Genomic DNA, 18,705 nt, shown 5'->3' with positions numbered 1-18,705 from the left:
GGCGTAGTTTAAACGGTGTCGGCGCATGACGGGCGAAAACAACTGGTTCGAGACCGACAAAGGCCAGGCGCTGGCCACCCAGGGTGTTTCAGCTTGCGCCACTTGGCTCTGGCCGCTGTGCGGCCACAATGCCCTGGTGTTACAGCCCTGCGCTCAGGGCTTGCCATTGCCCGAGCTGCAGTGCGCTCCCGTTTACCAGCTGCAGCGTGCACAGCGGCGCTTCTACGGGGATGTCATCGCCGAAGACGCCCGATTACCGCTGGCTAATGAATGCATGGCATTCGTGCTCGCAGCTTTCGTCATGGAAACCGCAGGCGATCCGGAGGCGCTCATCGCCGAATGCGAACGCGTGCTGGTTCCGGAGGGACATTTCGCACTGTTGACCCTGAATCCGTTTACGCCCATGCGCCTGACCGGCATTTGGTCGGACATGCACATCGCAACGGCCGCGGCATGGTCGGCAAAACTCCGTCAGTCCGGGTTGGATCTCATTCGCCATGAGCGGCTCGGCAATACTCGACCGCCGGCACTGCGTTCGGTAAACTTCCAGCTGTTGCGGAAACGCAAAGCCGCATTGACCCCTTTGCGGAAAAATGCCGCGGCCGTTGCCCTGGCCCGTGAACGAACACCGATATGAAAGACGCCATTGCCAACCTGCCGCATATCGAAATCCACACCGATGGTGCCTGTTCCGGAAATCCCGGGCCGGGTGGATGGGGTGCCTTGCTGCGTTATGGCCAGACCGAGAAGGAGCTTTCCGGAGGAGAGATCCATACTACCAATAACCGCATGGAGCTTCTTGGTGCCATCTGCGCGTTGGAGTCGCTGAACCGCCAGTGCCGCATTGATCTGTACACGGATTCGCAATACGTGCAAAAGGGTATTACGGAATGGTTACCGGCTTGGATCAAGCGCGGTTGGAAGAATGCCAAGGGCGAGCCGGTCAAGAACCAGGATCTGTGGCAGCGCCTGCACGAGGCTAATTCCAGGCACAGGGTGCATTGGCATTGGGTCAAGGGTCATGCCGGTCATGCTGAGAACGAGCGTGTTGACGAGCTCGCACGTCTTGCCGCTGAAACCTTCAAATAGGAGAATGTATGCGACAGATCATACTTGATACCGAAACCACCGGGCTTTCCTGGGAGAAGGGCAACCGGATCGTCGAAATCGGTTGTATTGAGCTCATCAACCGCCGCCCCACCGGCAGAACATATCAAAAGTACCTCAATCCGGGCCGGGATATGGAGCCGGGCGCGGCCGAAGTCACCGGCCTGACTCTGGACTTTTTGGCAGACAAGCCGCGCTTCGAGGATGTCGTGCAGGAATTTCTGGAGTTCATCGCCGGCTCCGAGCTGGTCATCCACAATGCCGAATTCGATGTCGGTTTTCTGAATTATGAGCTCGGCCTGCTTGGCCCAGCATTCGGTCGCATTGACCGTCACGCCGGCGTGCTGGACACGCTCAAGATGGCGCGTGAATTGTATCCCGGACAGCGGAACTCCCTGGATGCACTCTGCAAGCGTCTCGGAGTCGATAACAAGCACCGGCAGTTGCATGGCGCGCTGCTGGACGCGGAATTGTTGACCGATGTCTATCTGGCCATGACGTCGGGTCAAACCGGATTCGGGTTTGAAGAGGCTTTGCCGTCAGCGGATATGGCAGCTACGGAAGTCGTCCTTGCGGTTACTGCATCAGCATTCATACTGCATGCTACGCCACATGAGCTTGAGATCCATCAGTCCCGGATTCAAAAAATCGCAGATAAGTCCGGAAAAGAGTTTTGGTCGAACTAGGATAGGCGAAGCAGCAGCGCGGTCATGTTGTTGTTTGCTTCTCCGCGCAAAGCATGCATCAACAGCATCTCCACCGACTCCTGGGCGCTGAGGCGCGAGTCGCACAGGCTGCTCTCCAGTATGGCTGCTGTGCATGCCTCAAGCATTCCATCGGTACAGAACAGCACGGATTCCCCACGTTTCAAGGTGAGGCGTGCCTCTGATATGCAGAGTTTATCGGTTGTAGTGACGCCGAGCGCCTGGATAGCATTTGCTGTTCCGGATTTCAAAAGTCCTTTGGTCTCGGCATCAGATACAATGTTGCGGTACTGTCGGCCATCTGAAAAAATCGCTCTGCAGGTACCGATCCAGGCCAAATCCAGGCCTTTATCGGAAAAGCAGGCGACTATGGCGCTGGCACCACTGGGAGAAGCACCCTGCTGGGGACGCTGAATGCGCAAGGCCTGGCCGGCATTACGCAGCGCATCACTGGGACTGTCGCCCTGCAGTAGCGCTCTACGCAAATAGTCCCGTACAAAGGCTCCGGCGACATCACCTCCATCCAATCCTCCCATGCCATCGACAACTATGGCCACATCCGCGCTCGCATCAAGGTCGTATGTGTCCTCGTTCAGCAGGCGCTTCCTGCCGGGATGGCTGATTTGGCCGATTTCAAACATAGCGTAAATGATTGTTGGACAAGATGTCATTATGAACGGTTTGTGCCGATTCGGGGAAATACGTCTAGCCAAAAAGCTGTTGAAACCGCTATAATTACCCCCTACCGCAACGCCGGAGAGGTGGCAGAGTGGTCGAATGTACCTGACTCGAAATCAGGCGTAGGTGTGAGCCTACCGAGGGTTCGAATCCCTCCCTCTCCGCCAGTATATTAAATAAGCCCCTGAATTCAGGGGCTTTTTTCGCATCATCAAGCCTGCCGTTTGCAAATTGCATATGCGCGACCTCAGCGTTATGTTAAAGCTTTACTGATTTTCGGAATTGCAAAGGCGTCATGTTGCGCCATCGCCGAAAACTACGACTGAAATTAGTATCATCAGAAAAGCCTAGTCGCTCCGCAACAGCGCTCACCGGCAATGAAGTCTTTTTTAAATACCAACAGGCCATCTCGCTCCTGGCATCGTCTATCAATGACTGGTAGGTCACACCTGCGGCCGCTAAATGCCGAATCAAGGTTCGAGGTGACATGGCTAAGCGTTCTGCTGAATTTTTAAGAGTCGGCCACTCTTGCTTATCATCAGGCATGCTAACTCGCAAACGTGAGATCAAGTTACCGTCAATCGCAGAAAGCTCTTCTTCGCAGGATCGGCATGCATGGGCATATAACTTCTCGTCGGAGGTTGGGTTGGCCCTTCGAGCTATTTCTGTAGGTACCCGCAAAGCAGTATAGGGTTGTGAGTAATTCATGACCATGGGTACAGACAGTGAGACCAAGCCTTCCCAATGGGCCTCAAAAACCATTCTCGATGCTGCTTCATCGCCGGCCACCCCCTGAATCATTTTAAAAATCGAAACTGCTGTACCGATTTCACAGAAATTTTGAAATACACCTAAAGGCATGCGTGGCAAAAGAATCAGGCGTGTTTCATGCGCGTCACTTTGACAGGTGTATTGAAAAAAGCGATTACGCATCGAGGCATACCGTGCCAGCGTATGCATGGCCTCACCTACCGTCGCGCTGGAAACGACAGCATACCCCATTGCGCCATGTGCAGATGCAGGGATTAGGCTTCCCAGATCAATCCCTAAATACGGGTTAACCTCAACATCGAGTTTTTCGAGTAGAGGTTGCATGTCCATCAAAGTGACCATTCGGCTTGTATCGGGCATGCGAACGTCTACTCGTAAACCCAGCCGTTCGGCCAAGACAAGTGCGATGCGTACATAGGCCGGATGTATCACGCCTTCACGCCAAGCCGGTGGTGGTGAGATCTCTTGCATTGGCGAATATTGTCACCTAAAGAGGAGTTTTTGTCACCAGCTGAGCTTCAAAAAAGAAATATCGTATTCAGAATTCAAGAGTATCAACCATAAGCCCTCATGGCGAGAACTTTAGGGGCAGAAAAAGAGGAAAAAGACATGTCATCGAACGCATCGTCAAAAACCCCCATCCTAGTACCTGCGGAGAAGAAAGCCGAGCTCTATCGGTTGACTAATCCGCCAGTTATCGCCTGGCCGACTATCGGGATCCTGGTTTTCATTGTTGCAGGAATTTTCACCGTCGACAGTTTAGCGCTGCGTGGCCATTTGCCCTTATGGGTTGCGGGGCTGTGCAATGTGCTGCTTATGTATCCGGTCTTCCATGTAGCACACGACGCAACACATGGCGCTGCGTCCTCAAATATCACCCTGAATGACTGGATGGGTCGTATCGCATTACTGATGATTGCGCCTCAGGTATCGCTAAGTACTTTCAGATACTCGCACATGGTTCACCACCGATTCACCAACGGTCCCAAAGATCCAGACCACTACGTGCATGGGCCTTGGTGGAGTATTGTTTTGCGTTGGATGACTTTTGATCTGTCCTATGCGTTCTATAGCCTGCGCTCAGGTGATCCAAGGGGCATCAAAACGTTAAAGGATACGATTCCATTGGCAGTGTCGACACTGGTGGCGATAGGCCTGTTAACTTATTTAGGCTATGGCCTTGCCGTCGTAATGCTTTGGCTAATTCCTGCACGTATCACGACAGCGTTGATTGGATTTGTGTTTTTGTGGTTACCACATCTCAATGGCGATGAGCACGGCCGGTTACAACAGGTGAATACTGATGAATCTGCGACCTATAACCTAACCGCAGGTACTACTATAAGAATGGGGCATGAGCCGCTAATGGATGTGCTTATGCAGTGGCACAATTATCACTTGATTCATCATCTATGGCCGACCACTCCCTCTTATAACCATCGCAAAGTCTGGCGCTTGATGGAGGGTGAGCTGCGCTCGCGAGATCTTCAAATTCAGCATGGTTTTGCCTTAATTCCTAAATTTCATCCCGGTGGTACCACTACTGCAGGTTCCTACTAAGAGGCAGGCTCTCATGAGAAGATTTCGTTGCGCTTACTGCGCCCATGTTTACGATGAGGCTTTGGGTGATGTAGAGTCGGGAATCCCGCCAGGGACACTATTTGAGGACCTGCCAGAGGATTGGTGTTGTGTCGAATGTGGTGCAATTAAATCAGATTTTCAACTAATTGTTGATTGATATATAGCCTTTCATTAGAAAATAGCGAGGCAAAAATGAAGAATTTCCTGAAATTTTCCGGTGTCATCTTGACACTTCTGATAGTTCTTCTTGTTGTCGCCCTGATGTGGGCCACATCTCGCCTAGCAAAAGATGATCCCGCTGTCATTCGTCCAAGTTACAAAAATTATGAGATGGGCAAAGGTGCGGCAGATGGTTCGCTAAAACCTAATGCGGTGGGCTACATTGTCGATAGCGCAGGGCGTGGGCGCATAATGCCACCTATGCCTGCCGAAAAACCTATGGATATTCATACTTCGGCTAACCAAGAACACAACATGAGTCTGCGTTCTTGTTTTTGGCCTGGGCCTCGCGCCCGTAATGGGGTATTCACCAACGATGCCAATTCTTTTTCATTGGAAAACCAGTTTCCTGACACAGGCACCACCTATATACCCACAGCGCTGAAACTACCGGAGGGCGCTAAGCTGATTGTTCAGGGGGATTTTCCATATATGCGGCATTGGAATTTCAACATCTACAACTCGCGCGGCGAGCCATTGGACTCGCTAAATGATATAGACATTCAACCAGACGAGGGATCAAAAAATCCATTTCGACCTGGTGTACGCCGCGATACGAAAAACCGCAAATATACGTTCACTATTTTGAACGGAAAGCCCCCTTTGCCTCGGCCGGCCAATACGCTTTATACCCATGCCGATGCCGGCAGCGAAGTCTTCATGTGGATGCGAAACTACGTTCCAGATCAAAGTATTAACTATCTCGGGGGCGTGGCCTTGCCGAGGGTGAGCATGGTCTTAGCTGATGGAAAAAAATTAGAAGGTGATGCCGCTTGTCAAGCCAGTAACTCTCCCATGCGTGGGAAGCAGCTGCCTAGCTCGGTAGACGAGCGTGCGTGGGTCTTACTCACGCATTTGCCCTGGGTTGATACGAACAACGTTGGTGCCAAAGATGTCGAAGCACGACCGTTGCAGGCTTTCTTCAGCCGCAGGCAAGTAGTAACTGATTTGTTTTTTCCTTTGTTCAGCGCCAGGCAGTCTAAGTTGGTTGGAGGTTGGTGGAGTAATAAAGCTACACGCTATGGATATACTTATTTAAGTCGTAACTATGGGCGAGTTTATTTGATGACAGCCAAGCTGCCACGCACACCTAAGAACTGGCATGGTGAAAACGATAATCCAGAAATCTATGATATGCGCTACACATCGGTATGCACGGGAGGATCTTTAACGGCTGCTAGCACAACAGACTGCATTTACGACGAGCAATTGGCCGCCAGCACTGATGGTAGTGGTCGTTATGCCTTGGTTATTTCGCGGCAAGAAGACCGACCAGTCAATGCCACTACCTCATGTGGAGTGGCTTGGATCGACATGGGTAATGGTGACGGCATGGTCAGTGGCTCACCTAACTTCGTATCGCTCATCAATCGTCACACACAAGTCCATGCCAATTTCAAGCACAGCTGGTTTTCCGTCACCCAGCCCGGTCATGAAAAGGAGGCTATGGGTGATTACTTGCCTTATGTGCTCAACCTGAAAGAAAAATCTCGTTTTGAAGCTTTAGGCTGTCCAGTTAATAAATCCAAACTCTGGGCCATGTTGCCCAAGTGATAGGTGCGAACTGTATTCTGAGGACTTATATGCCGAAAAGCTTCTAGATACAGGCTGTTGAAGATTACAATCTGGTTCGGTGGTTCTTTGGATGTTAAAGGTAGTCGGACATCCTCTGCGCCATCTGTCCGAAGCCCCCTGGATGCAGGGGGTTCTTCATTCAAGAAGCCAGTGGGTCGGTTACGAACATTCCACCAGATGCACCAGCTGGTTATCTATCCAGTGAATCAGCTGTAACAGATCCTCTCTGGAAGCCTGCATCTGGATCTTCTTTTCCAATGCCAATGCCAGTTTTGATAGAGCGTCCAGGCCAATGGTTGCTGCCGATCCATTTAGGGTATGTGCAAGATTCGCCATATCCCCGTAATTGCCATCGGCAAGCATACTTTGTAATCGCAGACTGTCGTCGCGATGGCAGGCAATGAAGATCTCGCGTGCCCGTGCGAGAGCATCGGCATTGTCCAGAAAGCGCATTTCGGCAGATGTATCGTCGGTGTCATCATCGGATTTGATGCCATGTCCTGGCTCTGCGGATGGGCTCAGCCAGCGTGTCAGACAGCCCCAGAGTTCATCGGCATCAATCGGTTTTGCCAGAAAGTCATTCATGCCCGCATTCAAACAGGCATTCTGATCAGTATTGCGGCTCGCTGCCGAAAGCCCAACAATCGGCTTGGAATAGCCGGCCATGCGCATGTGGCGGGTCGCTTCGATACCGTCCATGTCGGGCATCCGGACATCCATGAATACCAGATCGGGATTGGCGACCGCCAAGGCTGCGCAGGCTTCTGCGCCAGTCCCGGCCAGAACGACGTCAATACCCGCCATTGCCAACCATTGCTGGATGACTGTTCGATTAGACGCATTATCCTCCGCGACCAAAATGCGGCGGTTACGGAACTCCAAGGGAGGGGCAAGGGAATGCATTAAGTGCATGATTCGGTTGGTGGTATTGATCTCATCTGATTCTAGCATGGGGGTATTTGCTTACCCAAAGCATATAGATCTAAGAATTTACTTTAGAATGGACAGGGACAAAACGGCGCGGTTCTAGCCAAGAATGCATATCGGGATCCTTGAAGACGAGATTACCCAACAGGAGATGTATCGCCTGTGGTTCAATGTGGCCGGATTCAGCTACGACTTTTTCGCGACCACACAGGCATTCACTGAAGCCCTGCGCACCCAGAAGTACGACATCCTGATTATCGACTGGATGGTTCCAAACGGTAATGGTGTCGATGTGCTGATCTGGATCCGTGAGAACATCGGCTGGGACATCCCTGTGATTTTCATCACGGCAAAGGAAGCAGAGCCAGACATCGTGTCCGCTCTCAAAGCTGGCGCCGATGACTATGTCGTCAAACCAGCTAAGAATTATGAGCTGATGGCCCGCATCGAATCGCTTGCCCGTCGGGCAAAGCCGTTACAGGTTCTCAATTTCGGCGACTACCGGGTCGACCGCCACCGACGTTGCATTGAGGTTGATGGCAAAGCGGTCGAGCTTACCCAAAAAGAATTCGAGTTGGTCTGTCACATGTTCCAGAGCCCTGGCGTTCTGCTCTCGCGGGTTTTCCTGCTCGAAAAACTTTGGGGTTTGAATGCCGATGTCGATACCCGCACCATCGATACCCATGTGAGTCGGATCCGGCGGAAGCTCGATATCGGTCCGAAGCATGGCTGGCAGATTTTTCCGGTCTATGGGTGGGGATACCGCATCGAGAAAGTCGATAAAATCCCCGAGTGATTGACTTAGCATTCAATCAAAATGCGTACCTGCACTGGAGGCTGTTCGAAACCATGCTGCGAGGTGAGCCGGCTCAGAATTTTCCGGTTATGCCCACTTTCCTCAAGTCACCTGCTTATCTCTGGCATAGACTATAATCCAAAAACCTTAATTGCTTACGAGCCCCCCATGTCCGAAATCCTTGCACCTGTCTCCTTCGGTGAACTGCTTGATAAAGTGACCATTTTGCAGATTAAGTCTGAACGCATGAGCGATGCGGTCAAAGTTGCCAATGTTCGCAAGGAGTTAAGCGCTCTAGAACAGACCTGGGCGGCGCATCCGGCCTCGGCTACAGATATCAGTCGTCTGATGCGGCAGCTGAAGGCCGTGAATGAACGTCTCTGGGTCATTGAAGACGACATCCGTATCCTCGAAAAATCCCAACGTTTCGATGCCGAGTTCATCAAGCTGGCGCGTGCGGTTTATTTCGAAAATGACGAACGTGCACGAATCAAGAAAGACATCAACATGGCCCTCGGTTCGGCCTATGTGGAAGAGAAATCCTATCAGGATTACCGCACACCCTGAGCCCTTGTGCGTCAGGCTTTATCAGCGCAATAGCGTTCGAAGCACGCGATGACATCATCTATGCGGATTGATTCCATCACTCCGGGGAATTCGACGCGCTTGCCCCAGGGCAGGGCGGCAGCCGGTTTGTCCAGAAACTGCATGGCGGCCTCCGGATAACGATTGACCGTGTAGCGCAGATCCGAATAAGGGCCGGAGCGGGTACCGTCGGTACAGGCATACAGACCGAGCACTTTGCTACCCATGGCGTTGGCCATGTGTGCCGGCCCGGAATCTGGGGTCAAGACCAAATCGGCGCGTGCCAACAGGGCCAGCAATTGTTTCAGGGTGTCCTTGCCGATCAGATCAATCGGTTTGTCCGGCATTGCGGCGATGATGGCATCGCCCATGTCACGCTCGAGCGCGCTCCGGCCTCCACATAAAGCCACCTGCCAGCCTTTACCCATGGCATGTGTAGCCACGGCCGCATAACGTTCGGGCAGCCAGTTGCGCAAGGCATGGCTGGAACATGGCGAGATCAAAAGCGTCGGCTTGTCGGCAGTCCATTGCGCGGCAGCCCAGGCATGAGCTTCCGGCGGCACCGGCAAATCCCAATGGACTTCCGTTTGTCGGAATCCCAGTGGTTCGACGAACAGGCCGAACACGTCGAGCACATGATGGCCTCCGCGCCGGATGCGTTCGTTGACAAATAAACCGTGGCCTTCTTTAGCCCGGTCGCAATCATAGCCAATCCGGCGTTTTGCTGAAATCGCGGCAGATACCAGATTCGCGCGCAGGGCCAGCTGCATCTGCAGCAGGACGTCGAAGCGCCGACCGTCCAGGGCCTGGGTCAGGTCTTTCAGGCCTTGCAGCCCGGCTTTCTTATCGAACGCGATTAGTTCGACGCCATCAAGGCCTTCCATCAGCTTGGCTTCACCCTTGCCCAGTATCCAGGTGATACGGCATTCGGGCAGGTTCTTCTGCAGGGTTCGGATCAGCGGCAGGACATGCGTAGCATCACCGAGAGCCGATAATCGCAAAATGCACACGGTTTTTACGGCAGCAGCTGGGTTCACTTGGTACACTCTTGCAATGATTGAACAGGATGGCCAAACTGAATGCGTCCACTTCAACGGTGCAGATGGCCTCTGCACCGTCCTGTATGCCTCCAAGCAATTGCCGGCTCCGGATGTCTGCCAGTTTAACGCAAGTGCTTACCTCTCGGCACGGCTGGTTTCTGGGAAGGGTGGCCGCGGAGGGGCTTGGTTTGTGCAAACGTCAGCCGGGGATGCTGTTCTGAAACATTACCGGCGTGGTGGCCGTGCCGCCTTGCTGTCCGAGGCTTCCTATCTCTATACCGGGCTTGCACGTGTGCGCAGTTTTGCCGAATACCGATTGCTGTCAGTGCTGCGCCGTCATGGTCTGCCGGTGCCCGAGCCGTTGGCGGCTTTTTGTCTGCGGTCTGGAATGACTTGCCGGGCGGCATTGCTGACCCGCTGCATCCCCGAAGCCCAGTCCTTTGCACTCCGCATCCGACAAGGTGATGCGCCCTGGGCGGAAGTTGGCGCATTACTTGCTCGTTTCCATGGTGTCGGCGCCCGGCACGCCGATCTGAATGCCAACAACATCCTGTGCAATGCCGATGGATTGCATGTCATCGACTGGGACAAAGGTCGTTTGTGTGCTCGGGCTGGAATCTGGACCGGGCGTGTGCTGGCACGTTTGCAGCGCTCGATTGATAAAGAATGTCCGATGGTCGATGTTTCCGAACGTCGAGCCGGATTCCAGCGCCTACTTGCGGCGCACAACGAGGGCCTGGTATGAAGTGGCAACTGCGCTTTCTCGGCGTCGGTAATTCACAGTCGGCTCCGCTGCTGGGCTCAGCCAGTGCCGTGTTGGAGCGTAATGGCGTCCCGCAGCTGCTGATTGACTGTGGCCAGGAGACACTGACTGCATATCTTGCCTGCTATGGGCAGGCTCCGCAGGCTATTTTCATTACGCATCTGCACCTGGACCATGTCGGCGGTTTGGAACGGTTGTTCTATACCGCCTATTTCGATGATGCCCTGCGCGGAAAAATCAAACTGTTGGTGCCGGCATCAATCGTACCGGCCATGCAATCCCGATTGGCGGATTATCCGGGCGTGCTCGCCGAGGGCGGTGCCAATTGGTGGGATGCCTTCCAGCTGATTCCGGTCAGCGCCAGTTTCTGGCATGCAGGTCTGCATTTCAGCGTATTTCCGGTCCGCCATCATCTGCCGGATTCCGCCTTCGGACTGCGACTGCCCGGAAGCTTCATCTGGACCGGCGATACCCGTCCGATTCCGGAGCGGCTTTCCGATGGCGTACAGGCCGGTGAATTGATTGCGCATGACTGTGGTTTGGTCGGCAATCCCTCGCACACCGGTCTGGCTGATATCCAACGAGAATACCCCGCGTCATGGTGGCCATTGCTGGTGTTATATCACTACGCATCGTCCGTAGATTCTGAGCTCATGCAGGCGCAGGGCTTCCGGGTCGCGGTGGCGGGTCAGGCTTTTGATCTGTCGGCGCCAGAACCAGGGCCGTTGGCATGAGGACACAATTGCAGGCCATCGCCCCCTCTCCTGTGGTCGATGCCCTAGGGCGGCCGTTGCGTGATCTGCGCATATCGGTCATGGAAACCTGCAACTACCGCTGCCCGTACTGCATGCCGGAAGGCTCTGTGGATGAGGCCTCCTTGGGTGCAAAACAGCGCCTGGATTTTGATGATATCGTGCAGATCGCGGCAGCATTTGTTGCTCAGGGTGTTCGTAAAATCCGCTTGACCGGCGGCGAGCCATTGCTGCGCCGCAATCTTCCGGAATTGATCGGCTTGTTGAAGCGGATTGATGGGCTCGAGGATCTGGCCCTGACCACCAACGGATCACTGCTAGCCACACAAGCCCAAGCATTGCGCCAGGCCGGACTCGACCGGATTACGGTCAGTGTGGATGCCCTGGATGAAACGCTGTTCCGGCACATGAGTGGAGGGCGTGGCAGTCTATCCCAGGTTTTGGAGGGTGTCGCCGCCGCCGAACGTGCCGGGTTCGGACCGATCAAGATCAACTGTGTGGTACAGCGAGGTCTGAATGAATCCCAGATTCTGCCTTTGTTCGAATTTTTCAAAAACCGCGGTCATGTCATGCGTTTCATCGAATACATGGATGTCGGTAGCTGCAATGGATGGCTGAGTACTGATGTGGTTCCTGTTTCGGAGATTCTAGCCTGCCTGCAGTCCAGATATGTATTGACGCCGATGGCGCCTACAGCGCCGGGTGAGGTCGCCGCGCGCTATGCCGTTTCCGGTAGTGGCGAGGTCGGGTTCATTGCTTCGGTCAGTGCGCCATTCTGTGGGGACTGCAACCGTGCGCGCCTCTCGGTGGACGGAAAGTTGTTTACCTGCCTGTTCGCCAGTGCCGGCTTCGATCTGAAACCGCATCTGCGTTCGGCTGAAAGACTGTCGACCGAAATCAGTACCCTGTGGCGGCACCGCACCGATCGCTACAGTGAAATTCGCCATGCCGCTGATGCCCGTAAAAAAATCGAAATGTTCTTCATCGGAGGCTGATATGGCCGAAAAGAAAAGTGGCAAACCGCAATTGACCCATATTGATGTCGCCGGCCGCCCGGCCATGGTCGATGTCGGTGACAAGGCCTTGACCGTCCGCACGGCCAGTGCCAGCGCCGATGTCCGTTTTCCAAAAGCCGTTGCCGAGCGGCTGCGCGAGCAGGACATGCGTAGCACGAAAGGCGCCATCATCGATACCGCCGTCATCGCCGGTACCATGGCGGTCAAAAACACCGCGCAGTGGATCCCGTTCTGCCATAGCCTGGCCATCGAAGCCTGTGCGTTCTGCATCGATTGGCAGAACAAACAGACCCTGCGCATTCTCTGCACCGTACGTGTCACTGGCAAGACCGGTGTCGAGATGGAGGCGCTGACCGGCGCATCGGCCGCCGCTCTGACGGTATACGACATGTGCAAAGCGCTCAGTCACGCCATCGAAATCGGACCGGTGAAGTTGCGTGAAAAGCAGGGAGGTAAACGTACGGTGTCCCTTAAATGAGCGTGACCGTCCTTTATTTCGCGGTATTGCGGGAAGCGGCTGGCGTCAGCGAAGAACAGCTGCCAGTTCCGGGCTCCCTGAGCATGCTATATGCGGCACTGCAAGAACAGTACGGCTTCAAGCACGCCCAGAATCAGCTTCGGGTGGCCTGCAATGGTGCCTTCTGCGATTGGCGATACCAACCGGTGGATGGCGATGTCATCGCCTTCATCCCACCGGTATCCGGAGGCTGAATGCATTTCCGCATCACCGATTCGGCAATCGACAACCGCGTCTGGCGCGAGACTCTCACCGATGCGCGCTGCGGCGCCTATGCGGCCTTCGAAGGCTGGGTGCGTAATCATCACGCCGGTAGGACGGTACTCGGCTTGCATTACGACTGCTATGTAGAACTGGCCGAACATGAAGGGGAGCGCATTCTGGCGGAAGCCCTGGTCCGTTTCGACATCATCGATGCTCGCTGTATCCACCGGACCGGTAACTGCAGCATCGGTGACATCGCGGTCTGGGTCGGGGTCGGCGCCGCCCACCGCGAGACGGCATTTGCCGCCTGCCGTTGGATTATCGATGAGGTGAAATCGCGGGTCCCGATCTGGAAGCGCGAAATATATGCCGATGGCGAGACAGCTTGGCGGGACGGATGAGGGTGGCGGCCCCTGCCGGTTGACCTCGTCGCCCGAATCAATCAATACCGTTGCTGCCTTCCGGCCCTGGCGGGGTTTTCAATCTATCGTCGCGAAGGCCGACAGGGGCCACCATTGAAACGCGGCGCTTGGCCGTAACAGAAGTGGCGGAGAGAGAGGGATTCGAACCCTCGAAACGGGGTTTAGCCGTTTACACACTTTCCAGGCGTGCTCCTTCGACCGCTCGGACATCTCTCCGCAGATGTAAATCGCCTGATGTGAACAGCAAATTATACGCGAGCATGGTCCTTTCCACAAGTTGCAGGCCGCTGTTCCGGGCCGGCCCAAATATGGCAAAATGAGGCTCTCAATACGGGAAAGCCCATGTCTTATCTGGTTCTAGCACGAAAATGGCGTCCAAAGCGTTTCGCCGAGCTGGTCGGACAGCAACATGTGGTGCGCGCCCTGAGCCATGCCCTGGAAACCGGCCGCGTGCACCATGCATTCCTGTTCACCGGTACCCGCGGTGTCGGCAAAACCACCATCGCCCGTATTTTTGCGAAAAGCCTGAACTGTGAATCCGGGACTTCGAAGGACCCGTGTGGGGTCTGCGGCACCTGTACCGATATCGACAACGGCCGCTACCCCGACCTGATTGAAATCGATGCCGCCAGCCATACCGGTGTCGACGATGTCCGTGCACTGATTGACAATGCCCAGTACATGCCCTCGCGCGGACGCACCAAGGTCTATCTGATCGACGAAGTGCACATGCTTTCGAAAAACGCCTTCAACGCCCTGTTGAAGACATTGGAAGAGCCACCCGAGCATGTCAAGTTTCTGCTGGCCACCACCGATCCGGAAAAATTGCCGGTGACCGTGTTGTCACGTTGCTTGCAATTCAATCTGCGCCGATTGGAACCCGAACAGATATCGGGGCAGATGGAGCATATTCTGTCTGCCGAAGCCATTGGCTTCGACGCCGAATCCATCGCCTTGCTAGCCGATGCAGCCGATGGCAGTCTGCGCGATGGGCTGTCCTTGCTCGACCAGGCCATCGCCTATACCGGCGGCAGTCTGCAGGCTGAATTGGTGCAGTCCATGCTCGGCACCGTCGATCGCAGCCAGATCGAACAACTTCTGAGTGCGCTCGGCGCCCGTGATGGCGAGGCGCTGATGGCGGCCATCGAACAATTGGCGTCTTTTGCGCCCGATTTCGAACAGGTGCTCGATCGCCTGGCGCAGGCCCTGCATGAAATCCAATTGGTACAACTGGTCCCGAGTTACCGGCCTTCGCTGCAGCGCGTGTCCATCACGGCGTTTGCCCAGCATCTTGATCCCCAACTGGTGCAACTCTGGTATCAGATGGCGGTGATGGGGCGCCGTGACCTGCATTTCGCACCGGGAGCACGGGTCGGATTCGAAATGGCCTTGTTGCGCATGCTGGCGTTCATGCCGGCTGTAACTGATGCGCCGGCCGCCGTGACGCGACCGGCCCCTGCAGAACAGACCGCCGTCCGTCCGTCGCCGGCCAAAGCGCCCCGTGATGTGTCCATAGCGCCGGCCCCGGAAAAATCGGATCCGGTCACCGCAGCCGTGCCTGTGAATCTTCCGGATACGGCAGATCATTGGCTGCAGTTGTTGGCACGTCTGGCGCTTAAAGGCCCGCTTGGACAGCTCGGAGCCCACAGTGGGTTTGTTGCCCGTAACGGCACACAGCTGCTGCTGTCGTATCCAGCCGATTTGTACCATAGTCTCAGCCCAAGTCTTTGCGAACGCTTTCAGAATGCGCTCAGTGAAGCCTTCGGCAGTCCGGTGCAACTCAAATTCGAAAAGCTACACGATGCCGTGGCCGAAACCCTGCATGGCCGGCAAACCGAATCCAAACTCAATCGGCAGAATCAGGCCGAGGCCGAGTTCCAGAACCATCCGGTGGTGAACGCCCTTCTGGCTGAAGGTGCGCAGATCGTTCCGGATTCCATCCGTCCTTTGGAATTGAAGTGAGAATGTTATGAGAGGCAATATCGCCCAGATGATGCAGAAAGCCCAGCGCATGCAGGAAAACATGCAGAAAGTGCAGGAAGAGCTGGCGCAGATGGAAGTAACCGGCCAATCCGGTGGCGGCGCGGTGAAAGTGATCCTGACCGGAAAGTTCGACGCCCGCAAAGTCGTTATTGACCCCAGCGTTCTGACCGATGCCGAGATGCTCGAAGACCTGCTGGTCGCTGCCATCAATGATGCCGTGGTCAAGGCCAATGAGGAAAGCAATAAACGCATGGCTGCGGTCACCGCCGGCATGCCGCTGCCTCCGGGAATGAAGTTACCGTTTTGAGCCAGAGCGACCTGCTAAGCCAGTTGATGGAATCCCTGCGCTGTCTGCCTGGCGTGGGCCAGAAGAGCGCCCAACGCATGGCCTACCATCTGCTAGAGCGTAATCGCGAGGGCGGCATGCGTCTGGCCAGCGCTTTGCAGGAATCCCTGAAACGCATCGGCCATTGCGCGCAATGCCGTGATTTCACTGAGCAGGAATGCTGCGCAATCTGTGCCAGTGCCGCCCGTGATACTTCACTACTGTGCGTGGTGGAAACGCCGGCCGACCGACTGGTCATCGAACTGGCCACCGGTTATCGCGGCCTCTATTTCATCCTGCAGGGGCGGCTATCGCCCTTGGATGGGGTCGGCCCACGTGAGCTCGGTCTCGACAAGCTGGCCAAGCGCCTTGCCGAGGGCGCGATTAACGAAATGATCATCGCGACTAACCCGACTGTGGAGGGCGAGGCGACCGCGCACTATCTGGCGCAGCTGGCCCGACAGCTCGAGGTCAAGCCGTCCAAACTCGCGCATGGCGTACCGATCGGCGGTGAGCTGGAATACGTTGACCGTGGCACGCTGGCGCATGCTTTCGGTACCCGCATTGACATGCCCTGAGAATGCCCATGAGCGACAGCATCTTCGAGAAAATCATCAATCGCCAGATTCCCGCCGATATCGTTTTCGAAAGCGATGACCTCATCGCTTTCCGCGATATCGCGCCACAGGCCCCGGTGCATGTGCTGTTCGTTCCGAAGCGTCGCTTTCATACACTCAATGATGTTCCGGATTCGGAAGCGCAATTGCTCGGCAGGCTGGTATTGGCAGCACGCGCCTATGCCGCATCCATCGGCATCGCAGAAGACGGTTACCGTCTGGTGATGAACTGCAACGCCCATGGCGGCCAGACCGTATTTCACATTCATGTGCACTTGCTGGGCGGTATTCCGCTTACCGGCGGCTTTGCCTGAGCAAGGCAGGGCCAAATCAGTCCGAGTAGCCCCAGGGTGTCGGTGGCGCCGGGACCGGTTTGGTTAGATCGAAATCCACCCGGAACTCACGGCCTTCGCGGGTCAGACGGTAAGTGAATTTTTCCGGATACACATACATCTGCCACGTGTTGCCGTTGGATTGTGGATTGCCGGCCGCAGCGAACAACTCCTTCGAATACTGATCTGCCGGAAACGACTGTACCGTCGTCCAACCGGCATCATGGGTATGACCGCCGTACATCGTTGACTCATCGCTGCTGCCATCCCGATGGCGGTGGTCATGTTTGAGCTGAAGGCCGGAGCCGGTCTTGCTGAGTACCCACGTACGTGAACGGTCCTCACCGACATGGAATGGAATCTGGAGCTGGAAATCGGTGCATTTCCGGACATGCATGACCAGCCGGCCTTCAAAGCCAGGCGAGGCCGGATTATCGATGCTGACCTTGCCTTCGAAGGCTTTTCCGCAGTGGCGACGGATAGCGTTAAAGAATGCGTCATGGGTTGGAATTGACACGTGAACCGTCGCGGGTATCGAGCTTGCCGAAGTGGATGCAGGCATCAGTAGCGCGAGCAGGGCGGTGTGACGAAACATGGCGGGCTCCCAGAATGGTGATTCTGATTACTATAGCCGGTGGCAGCTCTGGATTCCGACGTCCTTTTGATTTTCCAGCATGCTATGTGATAGCCATGATTCGCAAGAATATCGTTGATATATAATAAATTCATATAGATACATTCTCATCGCGGCCAGGGAAAAGCCTTCATGCCGTGGCTGGAAAGGCTTTGGAAGAGCCCTGAAGTCCCAATTGGACGTTGATTTGACTCAGGTCGATGAATCCATTAAAATTTAGCGCTTATGTCTGTCACCTTGCCCCCGCAACTCGATGTTTGGCGCATGGTGGCGAACCAGCGTCGCTTCGAAGGAAGCCTGCCTTTGGCGCAGATGCCGCGCCTGGCGGCTGTTCTCGCGGATGCCGAGGGCGACTGCCGGTACGTGGTGGAGTTTTACCGCGATCCGCTGAAATTGGATGTCATGCACATTCAATTGGATGCGGTGTTTCACCTGATCTGCCAACGCACGCTCGAGCGCTTCGCGCTTCCGGTAGAAATCGACCAGCGGCTCGGATTGATCAGCGATGAAGCGCAGGAAGCTTCCCTGCCGGAAGACATGGAAGCGGTATTGATTGAGGGGCATGGTGAAGTTTCGCCGGCCCAACTGATTGAAGACGAGCTTCTGCTCGCGGTGCCGTTGGTACCGGTCAATCCGGACGCTTCAGACCTGGATCCGAAATGGAGCGGGGATGAGGCGATCGAGCAAGAAAAAAGCAGTCCTTTCGCGGCCCTGAAGGCCCTGAAAGACCACACGTAACATCAGTATTTCGTTTGGAGTCTTACCATGGCCGTTCAAAAATCCCGTCGTACCCCGTCCACCCGCGGCATGCGTCGTTCGCATGATGCGCTGTCCGCTAAGCAACTCGCCACCGATCCGACCACCGGTGAAACCCATCTGCGTCACCATGTGACCAAAGACGGGTTCTACCGCGGCCGTAAAGTGGTCGACGTCAAGTCGGCCGTCGAAGAAACCGAAGAATAAGGCTTGCCCGCCTGTCGGGTATGCTCTAAGGTATTTAAGGCGAGCTTCGGCTCGCCTTAAGCTTTTCTGAAACAGGACAACTATTCCATGCCTACATTTTCGCGTATCGCCGGTACCGGCAGCTATTTGCCCGAGCGGATCCTCACCAATGCCGATCTGGAAAAGATCGTCGATACCAGTGATGAGTGGATCGT

25 protein-coding genes, 2 tRNA genes, 1 other RNA gene and 1 pseudogene are annotated in these 18,705 nt (G+C 55.1%); 22 read left to right on the top strand and 7 right to left on the bottom strand.

The features are described from left to right. Window positions 1-25 precede the first annotated feature (25 nt). The 3 genes from ACIQ0Q_RS00645 to dnaQ are packed head-to-tail and all read left to right on the top strand — an operon-like array spanning window position 26 to window position 1,793. On the top strand, window positions 26-637 hold the full coding sequence (locus tag ACIQ0Q_RS00645; protein WP_395771025.1) for a class I SAM-dependent methyltransferase: 612 nt from the start codon (window positions 26-28) through the stop codon (window positions 635-637). A gap of 17 nt (window positions 638-654) precedes the next feature. Further along, on the top strand, window positions 655-1,089 hold the full coding sequence (rnhA, locus tag ACIQ0Q_RS00640; protein ID WP_395771087.1) for a ribonuclease HI: 435 nt from the start codon (window positions 655-657) through the stop codon (window positions 1,087-1,089). 8 nt (window positions 1,090-1,097) lie between these two features. Next, the gene (dnaQ, locus tag ACIQ0Q_RS00635) at window positions 1,098-1,793 is read left to right on the top strand and encodes a DNA polymerase III subunit epsilon (RefSeq protein ID WP_395771024.1); all 696 of its coding nucleotides are present in this window, start codon (window positions 1,098-1,100) and stop codon (window positions 1,791-1,793) included. Here dnaQ and ACIQ0Q_RS00630 read toward each other — a convergent pair. After that, window positions 1,790-2,452 carry a SpoIIE family protein phosphatase gene (locus ACIQ0Q_RS00630; RefSeq protein ID WP_395771023.1) on the bottom strand — a complete coding sequence of 221 codons (663 nt, stop codon included), beginning with the start codon at window positions 2,450-2,452 and terminating at the stop codon, window positions 1,790-1,792. The genes dnaQ and ACIQ0Q_RS00630 overlap by 4 nt on opposite strands. Before the next feature lie 114 nt (window positions 2,453-2,566). Between ACIQ0Q_RS00630 and ACIQ0Q_RS00625 the strand changes: the two genes are divergently transcribed. Then, window positions 2,567-2,656, top strand: a tRNA-Ser gene (locus tag ACIQ0Q_RS00625). Window positions 2,657-2,747: 91 nt separating this feature from the next. Here the strand turns inward: ACIQ0Q_RS00625 and ACIQ0Q_RS00620 are convergent. Beyond that, window positions 2,748-3,731, bottom strand: coding sequence for a helix-turn-helix domain-containing protein (locus ACIQ0Q_RS00620; protein WP_395771022.1), 984 nt, complete (start codon window positions 3,729-3,731; stop codon window positions 2,748-2,750). Between the two features lie 138 nt (window positions 3,732-3,869). Here ACIQ0Q_RS00620 and ACIQ0Q_RS00615 point away from each other — a divergent pair, with 138 nt between their 5' ends. From ACIQ0Q_RS00615 to ACIQ0Q_RS00605, 3 genes are read left to right on the top strand one after another with little or no spacing between them, the layout of a single operon-like run. Beyond that, window positions 3,870-4,820, top strand: a complete 951-nt coding sequence (locus tag ACIQ0Q_RS00615; RefSeq protein WP_395771021.1) for a fatty acid desaturase — start codon at window positions 3,870-3,872, stop codon at window positions 4,818-4,820. Between the two features lie 13 nt (window positions 4,821-4,833). Beyond that, window positions 4,834-4,998, top strand: coding sequence for a rubredoxin (locus ACIQ0Q_RS00610; RefSeq protein WP_395771020.1), 165 nt, complete (start codon window positions 4,834-4,836; stop codon window positions 4,996-4,998). Window positions 4,999-5,033: 35 nt separating this feature from the next. Beyond that, complete coding sequence (locus ACIQ0Q_RS00605) at window positions 5,034-6,614, top strand: hypothetical protein (RefSeq protein ID WP_395771019.1); 1,581 nt, start codon at window positions 5,034-5,036, stop codon at window positions 6,612-6,614. A gap of 180 nt (window positions 6,615-6,794) precedes the next feature. Here the strand turns inward: ACIQ0Q_RS00605 and ACIQ0Q_RS00600 are convergent, their stop codons facing one another. Next, window positions 6,795-7,586: a response regulator gene (locus tag ACIQ0Q_RS00600; protein ID WP_395771018.1), complete on the bottom strand. Its 792-nt coding sequence runs from the start codon at window positions 7,584-7,586 to the stop codon at window positions 6,795-6,797. 85 nt (window positions 7,587-7,671) lie between these two features. Here ACIQ0Q_RS00600 and ACIQ0Q_RS00595 point away from each other — a divergent pair, with 85 nt between their 5' ends. Next, window positions 7,672-8,358 (top strand): response regulator transcription factor, encoded by a 687-nt coding sequence (locus ACIQ0Q_RS00595; protein ID WP_395771017.1) that lies wholly within the window; start codon window positions 7,672-7,674, stop codon window positions 8,356-8,358. A gap of 168 nt (window positions 8,359-8,526) precedes the next feature. Continuing rightward, window positions 8,527-8,925, top strand: coding sequence for a DUF6165 family protein (locus tag ACIQ0Q_RS00590; protein ID WP_395771016.1), 399 nt, complete (start codon window positions 8,527-8,529; stop codon window positions 8,923-8,925). 11 nt (window positions 8,926-8,936) lie between these two features. Here ACIQ0Q_RS00590 and ACIQ0Q_RS00585 read toward each other — a convergent pair whose 3' ends face one another. Beyond that, a complete protein-coding gene (locus tag ACIQ0Q_RS00585; protein ID WP_395771015.1) occupies window positions 8,937-9,980 on the bottom strand; it encodes a glycosyltransferase family 9 protein in 1,044 nt (347 codons plus the stop codon). On the opposite strand from ACIQ0Q_RS00585, the gene ACIQ0Q_RS00580 reads away from it, so the two are divergent. The 6 genes from ACIQ0Q_RS00580 to ACIQ0Q_RS00555 are packed head-to-tail and all read left to right on the top strand — an operon-like array spanning window position 9,946 to window position 13,636. Further along, window positions 9,946-10,728, top strand: a complete 783-nt coding sequence (locus ACIQ0Q_RS00580; protein ID WP_395771014.1) for a 3-deoxy-D-manno-octulosonic acid kinase — start codon at window positions 9,946-9,948, stop codon at window positions 10,726-10,728. The genes ACIQ0Q_RS00585 and ACIQ0Q_RS00580 overlap by 35 nt on opposite strands. Next, entirely contained in the window at window positions 10,725-11,480 is a 756-nt protein-coding gene (locus tag ACIQ0Q_RS00575) for an MBL fold metallo-hydrolase (protein WP_395771013.1), read from the top strand. The genes ACIQ0Q_RS00580 and ACIQ0Q_RS00575 overlap by 4 nt, the downstream gene beginning before the upstream one ends. Next, a complete protein-coding gene (gene moaA / locus ACIQ0Q_RS00570) occupies window positions 11,477-12,493 on the top strand; it encodes a GTP 3',8-cyclase MoaA (protein ID WP_395771012.1) in 1,017 nt (338 codons plus the stop codon). Before ACIQ0Q_RS00575 ends, moaA begins: the two co-directional genes overlap by 4 nt. Window position 12,494: 1 nt before the next feature. Continuing rightward, window positions 12,495-12,992 (top strand): cyclic pyranopterin monophosphate synthase MoaC, encoded by a 498-nt coding sequence (gene moaC, locus ACIQ0Q_RS00565; RefSeq protein WP_395771011.1) that lies wholly within the window; start codon window positions 12,495-12,497, stop codon window positions 12,990-12,992. Then, window positions 12,989-13,225 (top strand): MoaD/ThiS family protein, encoded by a 237-nt coding sequence (locus ACIQ0Q_RS00560; RefSeq protein WP_395771010.1) that lies wholly within the window; start codon window positions 12,989-12,991, stop codon window positions 13,223-13,225. Before moaC ends, ACIQ0Q_RS00560 begins: the two co-directional genes overlap by 4 nt. Beyond that, window positions 13,226-13,636, top strand: coding sequence for a molybdenum cofactor biosynthesis protein MoaE (locus ACIQ0Q_RS00555; RefSeq protein ID WP_395771009.1), 411 nt, complete (start codon window positions 13,226-13,228; stop codon window positions 13,634-13,636). It abuts the gene before it with no gap. A gap of 14 nt (window positions 13,637-13,650) precedes the next feature. On the opposite strand, the gene ffs is transcribed toward ACIQ0Q_RS00555, so the two are convergent. Beyond that, window positions 13,651-13,742: signal recognition particle sRNA small type (gene ffs / locus ACIQ0Q_RS00550), an RNA gene on the bottom strand. A gap of 38 nt (window positions 13,743-13,780) precedes the next feature. Beyond that, a tRNA-Ser gene (locus tag ACIQ0Q_RS00545) sits at window positions 13,781-13,873 on the bottom strand. Between the two features lie 126 nt (window positions 13,874-13,999). Between ACIQ0Q_RS00545 and dnaX the strand changes: the two genes are divergently transcribed. From dnaX to ACIQ0Q_RS00525, 4 genes are read left to right on the top strand one after another with little or no spacing between them, the layout of a single operon-like run. Beyond that, window positions 14,000-15,619, top strand: a complete 1,620-nt coding sequence (dnaX, locus tag ACIQ0Q_RS00540) for a DNA polymerase III subunit gamma/tau (protein WP_395771008.1) — start codon at window positions 14,000-14,002, stop codon at window positions 15,617-15,619. Window positions 15,620-15,626: 7 nt separating this feature from the next. Continuing rightward, on the top strand, window positions 15,627-15,947 hold the full coding sequence (locus tag ACIQ0Q_RS00535) for a YbaB/EbfC family nucleoid-associated protein (RefSeq protein ID WP_395771007.1): 321 nt from the start codon (window positions 15,627-15,629) through the stop codon (window positions 15,945-15,947). After that, window positions 15,944-16,543 carry a recombination mediator RecR gene (gene recR / locus ACIQ0Q_RS00530; protein ID WP_395771006.1) on the top strand — a complete coding sequence of 200 codons (600 nt, stop codon included), beginning with the start codon at window positions 15,944-15,946 and terminating at the stop codon, window positions 16,541-16,543. The genes ACIQ0Q_RS00535 and recR overlap by 4 nt, the downstream gene beginning before the upstream one ends. An 8-nt stretch (window positions 16,544-16,551) precedes the next feature. Further along, entirely contained in the window at window positions 16,552-16,896 is a 345-nt protein-coding gene (locus tag ACIQ0Q_RS00525; protein WP_395771005.1) for a histidine triad nucleotide-binding protein, read from the top strand. A gap of 16 nt (window positions 16,897-16,912) precedes the next feature. Here the strand turns inward: ACIQ0Q_RS00525 and ACIQ0Q_RS00520 are convergent, their stop codons facing one another. Beyond that, window positions 16,913-17,509: a hypothetical protein gene (locus tag ACIQ0Q_RS00520; protein ID WP_395771004.1), complete on the bottom strand. Its 597-nt coding sequence runs from the start codon at window positions 17,507-17,509 to the stop codon at window positions 16,913-16,915. Window positions 17,510-17,773: 264 nt separating this feature from the next. Between ACIQ0Q_RS00520 and ACIQ0Q_RS00515 the strand changes: the two genes are divergently transcribed. From ACIQ0Q_RS00515 to ACIQ0Q_RS00505, 3 genes and pseudogenes are all read left to right on the top strand, one after another. Beyond that, a complete protein-coding gene (locus ACIQ0Q_RS00515) occupies window positions 17,774-18,286 on the top strand; it encodes a YceD family protein (protein ID WP_395771003.1) in 513 nt (170 codons plus the stop codon). Between the two features lie 27 nt (window positions 18,287-18,313). Beyond that, on the top strand, window positions 18,314-18,511 hold the full coding sequence (gene rpmF / locus ACIQ0Q_RS00510; RefSeq protein WP_297798976.1) for a 50S ribosomal protein L32: 198 nt from the start codon (window positions 18,314-18,316) through the stop codon (window positions 18,509-18,511). An 87-nt stretch (window positions 18,512-18,598) separates the two neighbouring features. Beyond that, window positions 18,599-18,705: pseudogene (locus tag ACIQ0Q_RS00505) on the top strand (3-oxoacyl-ACP synthase); the annotation flags it as partial.

The sequence above is a fragment of the Arenimonas sp. genome, assembly GCF_044348765.1.
Taxonomy (GTDB): Bacteria; Pseudomonadota; Gammaproteobacteria; order Xanthomonadales; family Xanthomonadaceae; genus Arenimonas.
Note: the sequence above shows the minus strand (reverse complement) of the source record. Positions and strands in the feature narration are given on the sequence as shown.

What these genes read in the sequence shown, in the direction of transcription:
- ACIQ0Q_RS00645 (WP_395771025.1), top strand. Translation starts at nt 26, where the DNA reads ATGACGGGCGAAAACAACTGGTTCGAGACCGACAAAGGCCAGGCGCTG.
- dnaQ (WP_395771024.1), top strand. Translation starts at nt 1,098, where the DNA reads ATGCGACAGATCATACTTGATACCGAAACCACCGGGCTTTCCTGGGAG.
- ACIQ0Q_RS00630 (WP_395771023.1), bottom strand. Translation starts at nt 2,452, where the DNA reads ATGTTTGAAATCGGCCAAATCAGCCATCCCGGCAGGAAGCGCCTGCTG.
- ACIQ0Q_RS00620 (WP_395771022.1), bottom strand. Translation starts at nt 3,731, where the DNA reads ATGCAAGAGATCTCACCACCACCGGCTTGGCGTGAAGGCGTGATACAT.
- ACIQ0Q_RS00615 (WP_395771021.1), top strand. Translation starts at nt 3,870, where the DNA reads ATGTCATCGAACGCATCGTCAAAAACCCCCATCCTAGTACCTGCGGAG.
- ACIQ0Q_RS00610 (WP_395771020.1), top strand. Translation starts at nt 4,834, where the DNA reads ATGAGAAGATTTCGTTGCGCTTACTGCGCCCATGTTTACGATGAGGCT.
- ACIQ0Q_RS00605 (WP_395771019.1), top strand. Translation starts at nt 5,034, where the DNA reads ATGAAGAATTTCCTGAAATTTTCCGGTGTCATCTTGACACTTCTGATA.
- ACIQ0Q_RS00600 (WP_395771018.1), bottom strand. Translation starts at nt 7,586, where the DNA reads ATGCTAGAATCAGATGAGATCAATACCACCAACCGAATCATGCACTTA.
- ACIQ0Q_RS00595 (WP_395771017.1), top strand. Translation starts at nt 7,672, where the DNA reads ATGCATATCGGGATCCTTGAAGACGAGATTACCCAACAGGAGATGTAT.
- ACIQ0Q_RS00590 (WP_395771016.1), top strand. Translation starts at nt 8,527, where the DNA reads ATGTCCGAAATCCTTGCACCTGTCTCCTTCGGTGAACTGCTTGATAAA.
- ACIQ0Q_RS00580 (WP_395771014.1), top strand. Translation starts at nt 9,946, where the DNA reads ATGCACACGGTTTTTACGGCAGCAGCTGGGTTCACTTGGTACACTCTT.
- ACIQ0Q_RS00575 (WP_395771013.1), top strand. Translation starts at nt 10,725, where the DNA reads ATGAAGTGGCAACTGCGCTTTCTCGGCGTCGGTAATTCACAGTCGGCT.
- moaA (WP_395771012.1), top strand. Translation starts at nt 11,477, where the DNA reads ATGAGGACACAATTGCAGGCCATCGCCCCCTCTCCTGTGGTCGATGCC.
- moaC (WP_395771011.1), top strand. Translation starts at nt 12,495, where the DNA reads ATGGCCGAAAAGAAAAGTGGCAAACCGCAATTGACCCATATTGATGTC.
- ACIQ0Q_RS00560 (WP_395771010.1), top strand. Translation starts at nt 12,989, where the DNA reads ATGAGCGTGACCGTCCTTTATTTCGCGGTATTGCGGGAAGCGGCTGGC.
- ACIQ0Q_RS00555 (WP_395771009.1), top strand. Translation starts at nt 13,226, where the DNA reads ATGCATTTCCGCATCACCGATTCGGCAATCGACAACCGCGTCTGGCGC.
- dnaX (WP_395771008.1), top strand. Translation starts at nt 14,000, where the DNA reads ATGTCTTATCTGGTTCTAGCACGAAAATGGCGTCCAAAGCGTTTCGCC.
- ACIQ0Q_RS00535 (WP_395771007.1), top strand. Translation starts at nt 15,627, where the DNA reads ATGAGAGGCAATATCGCCCAGATGATGCAGAAAGCCCAGCGCATGCAG.
- ACIQ0Q_RS00525 (WP_395771005.1), top strand. Translation starts at nt 16,552, where the DNA reads ATGAGCGACAGCATCTTCGAGAAAATCATCAATCGCCAGATTCCCGCC.
- ACIQ0Q_RS00520 (WP_395771004.1), bottom strand. Translation starts at nt 17,509, where the DNA reads ATGTTTCGTCACACCGCCCTGCTCGCGCTACTGATGCCTGCATCCACT.
- ACIQ0Q_RS00515 (WP_395771003.1), top strand. Translation starts at nt 17,774, where the DNA reads ATGTCTGTCACCTTGCCCCCGCAACTCGATGTTTGGCGCATGGTGGCG.
- rpmF (WP_297798976.1), top strand. Translation starts at nt 18,314, where the DNA reads ATGGCCGTTCAAAAATCCCGTCGTACCCCGTCCACCCGCGGCATGCGT.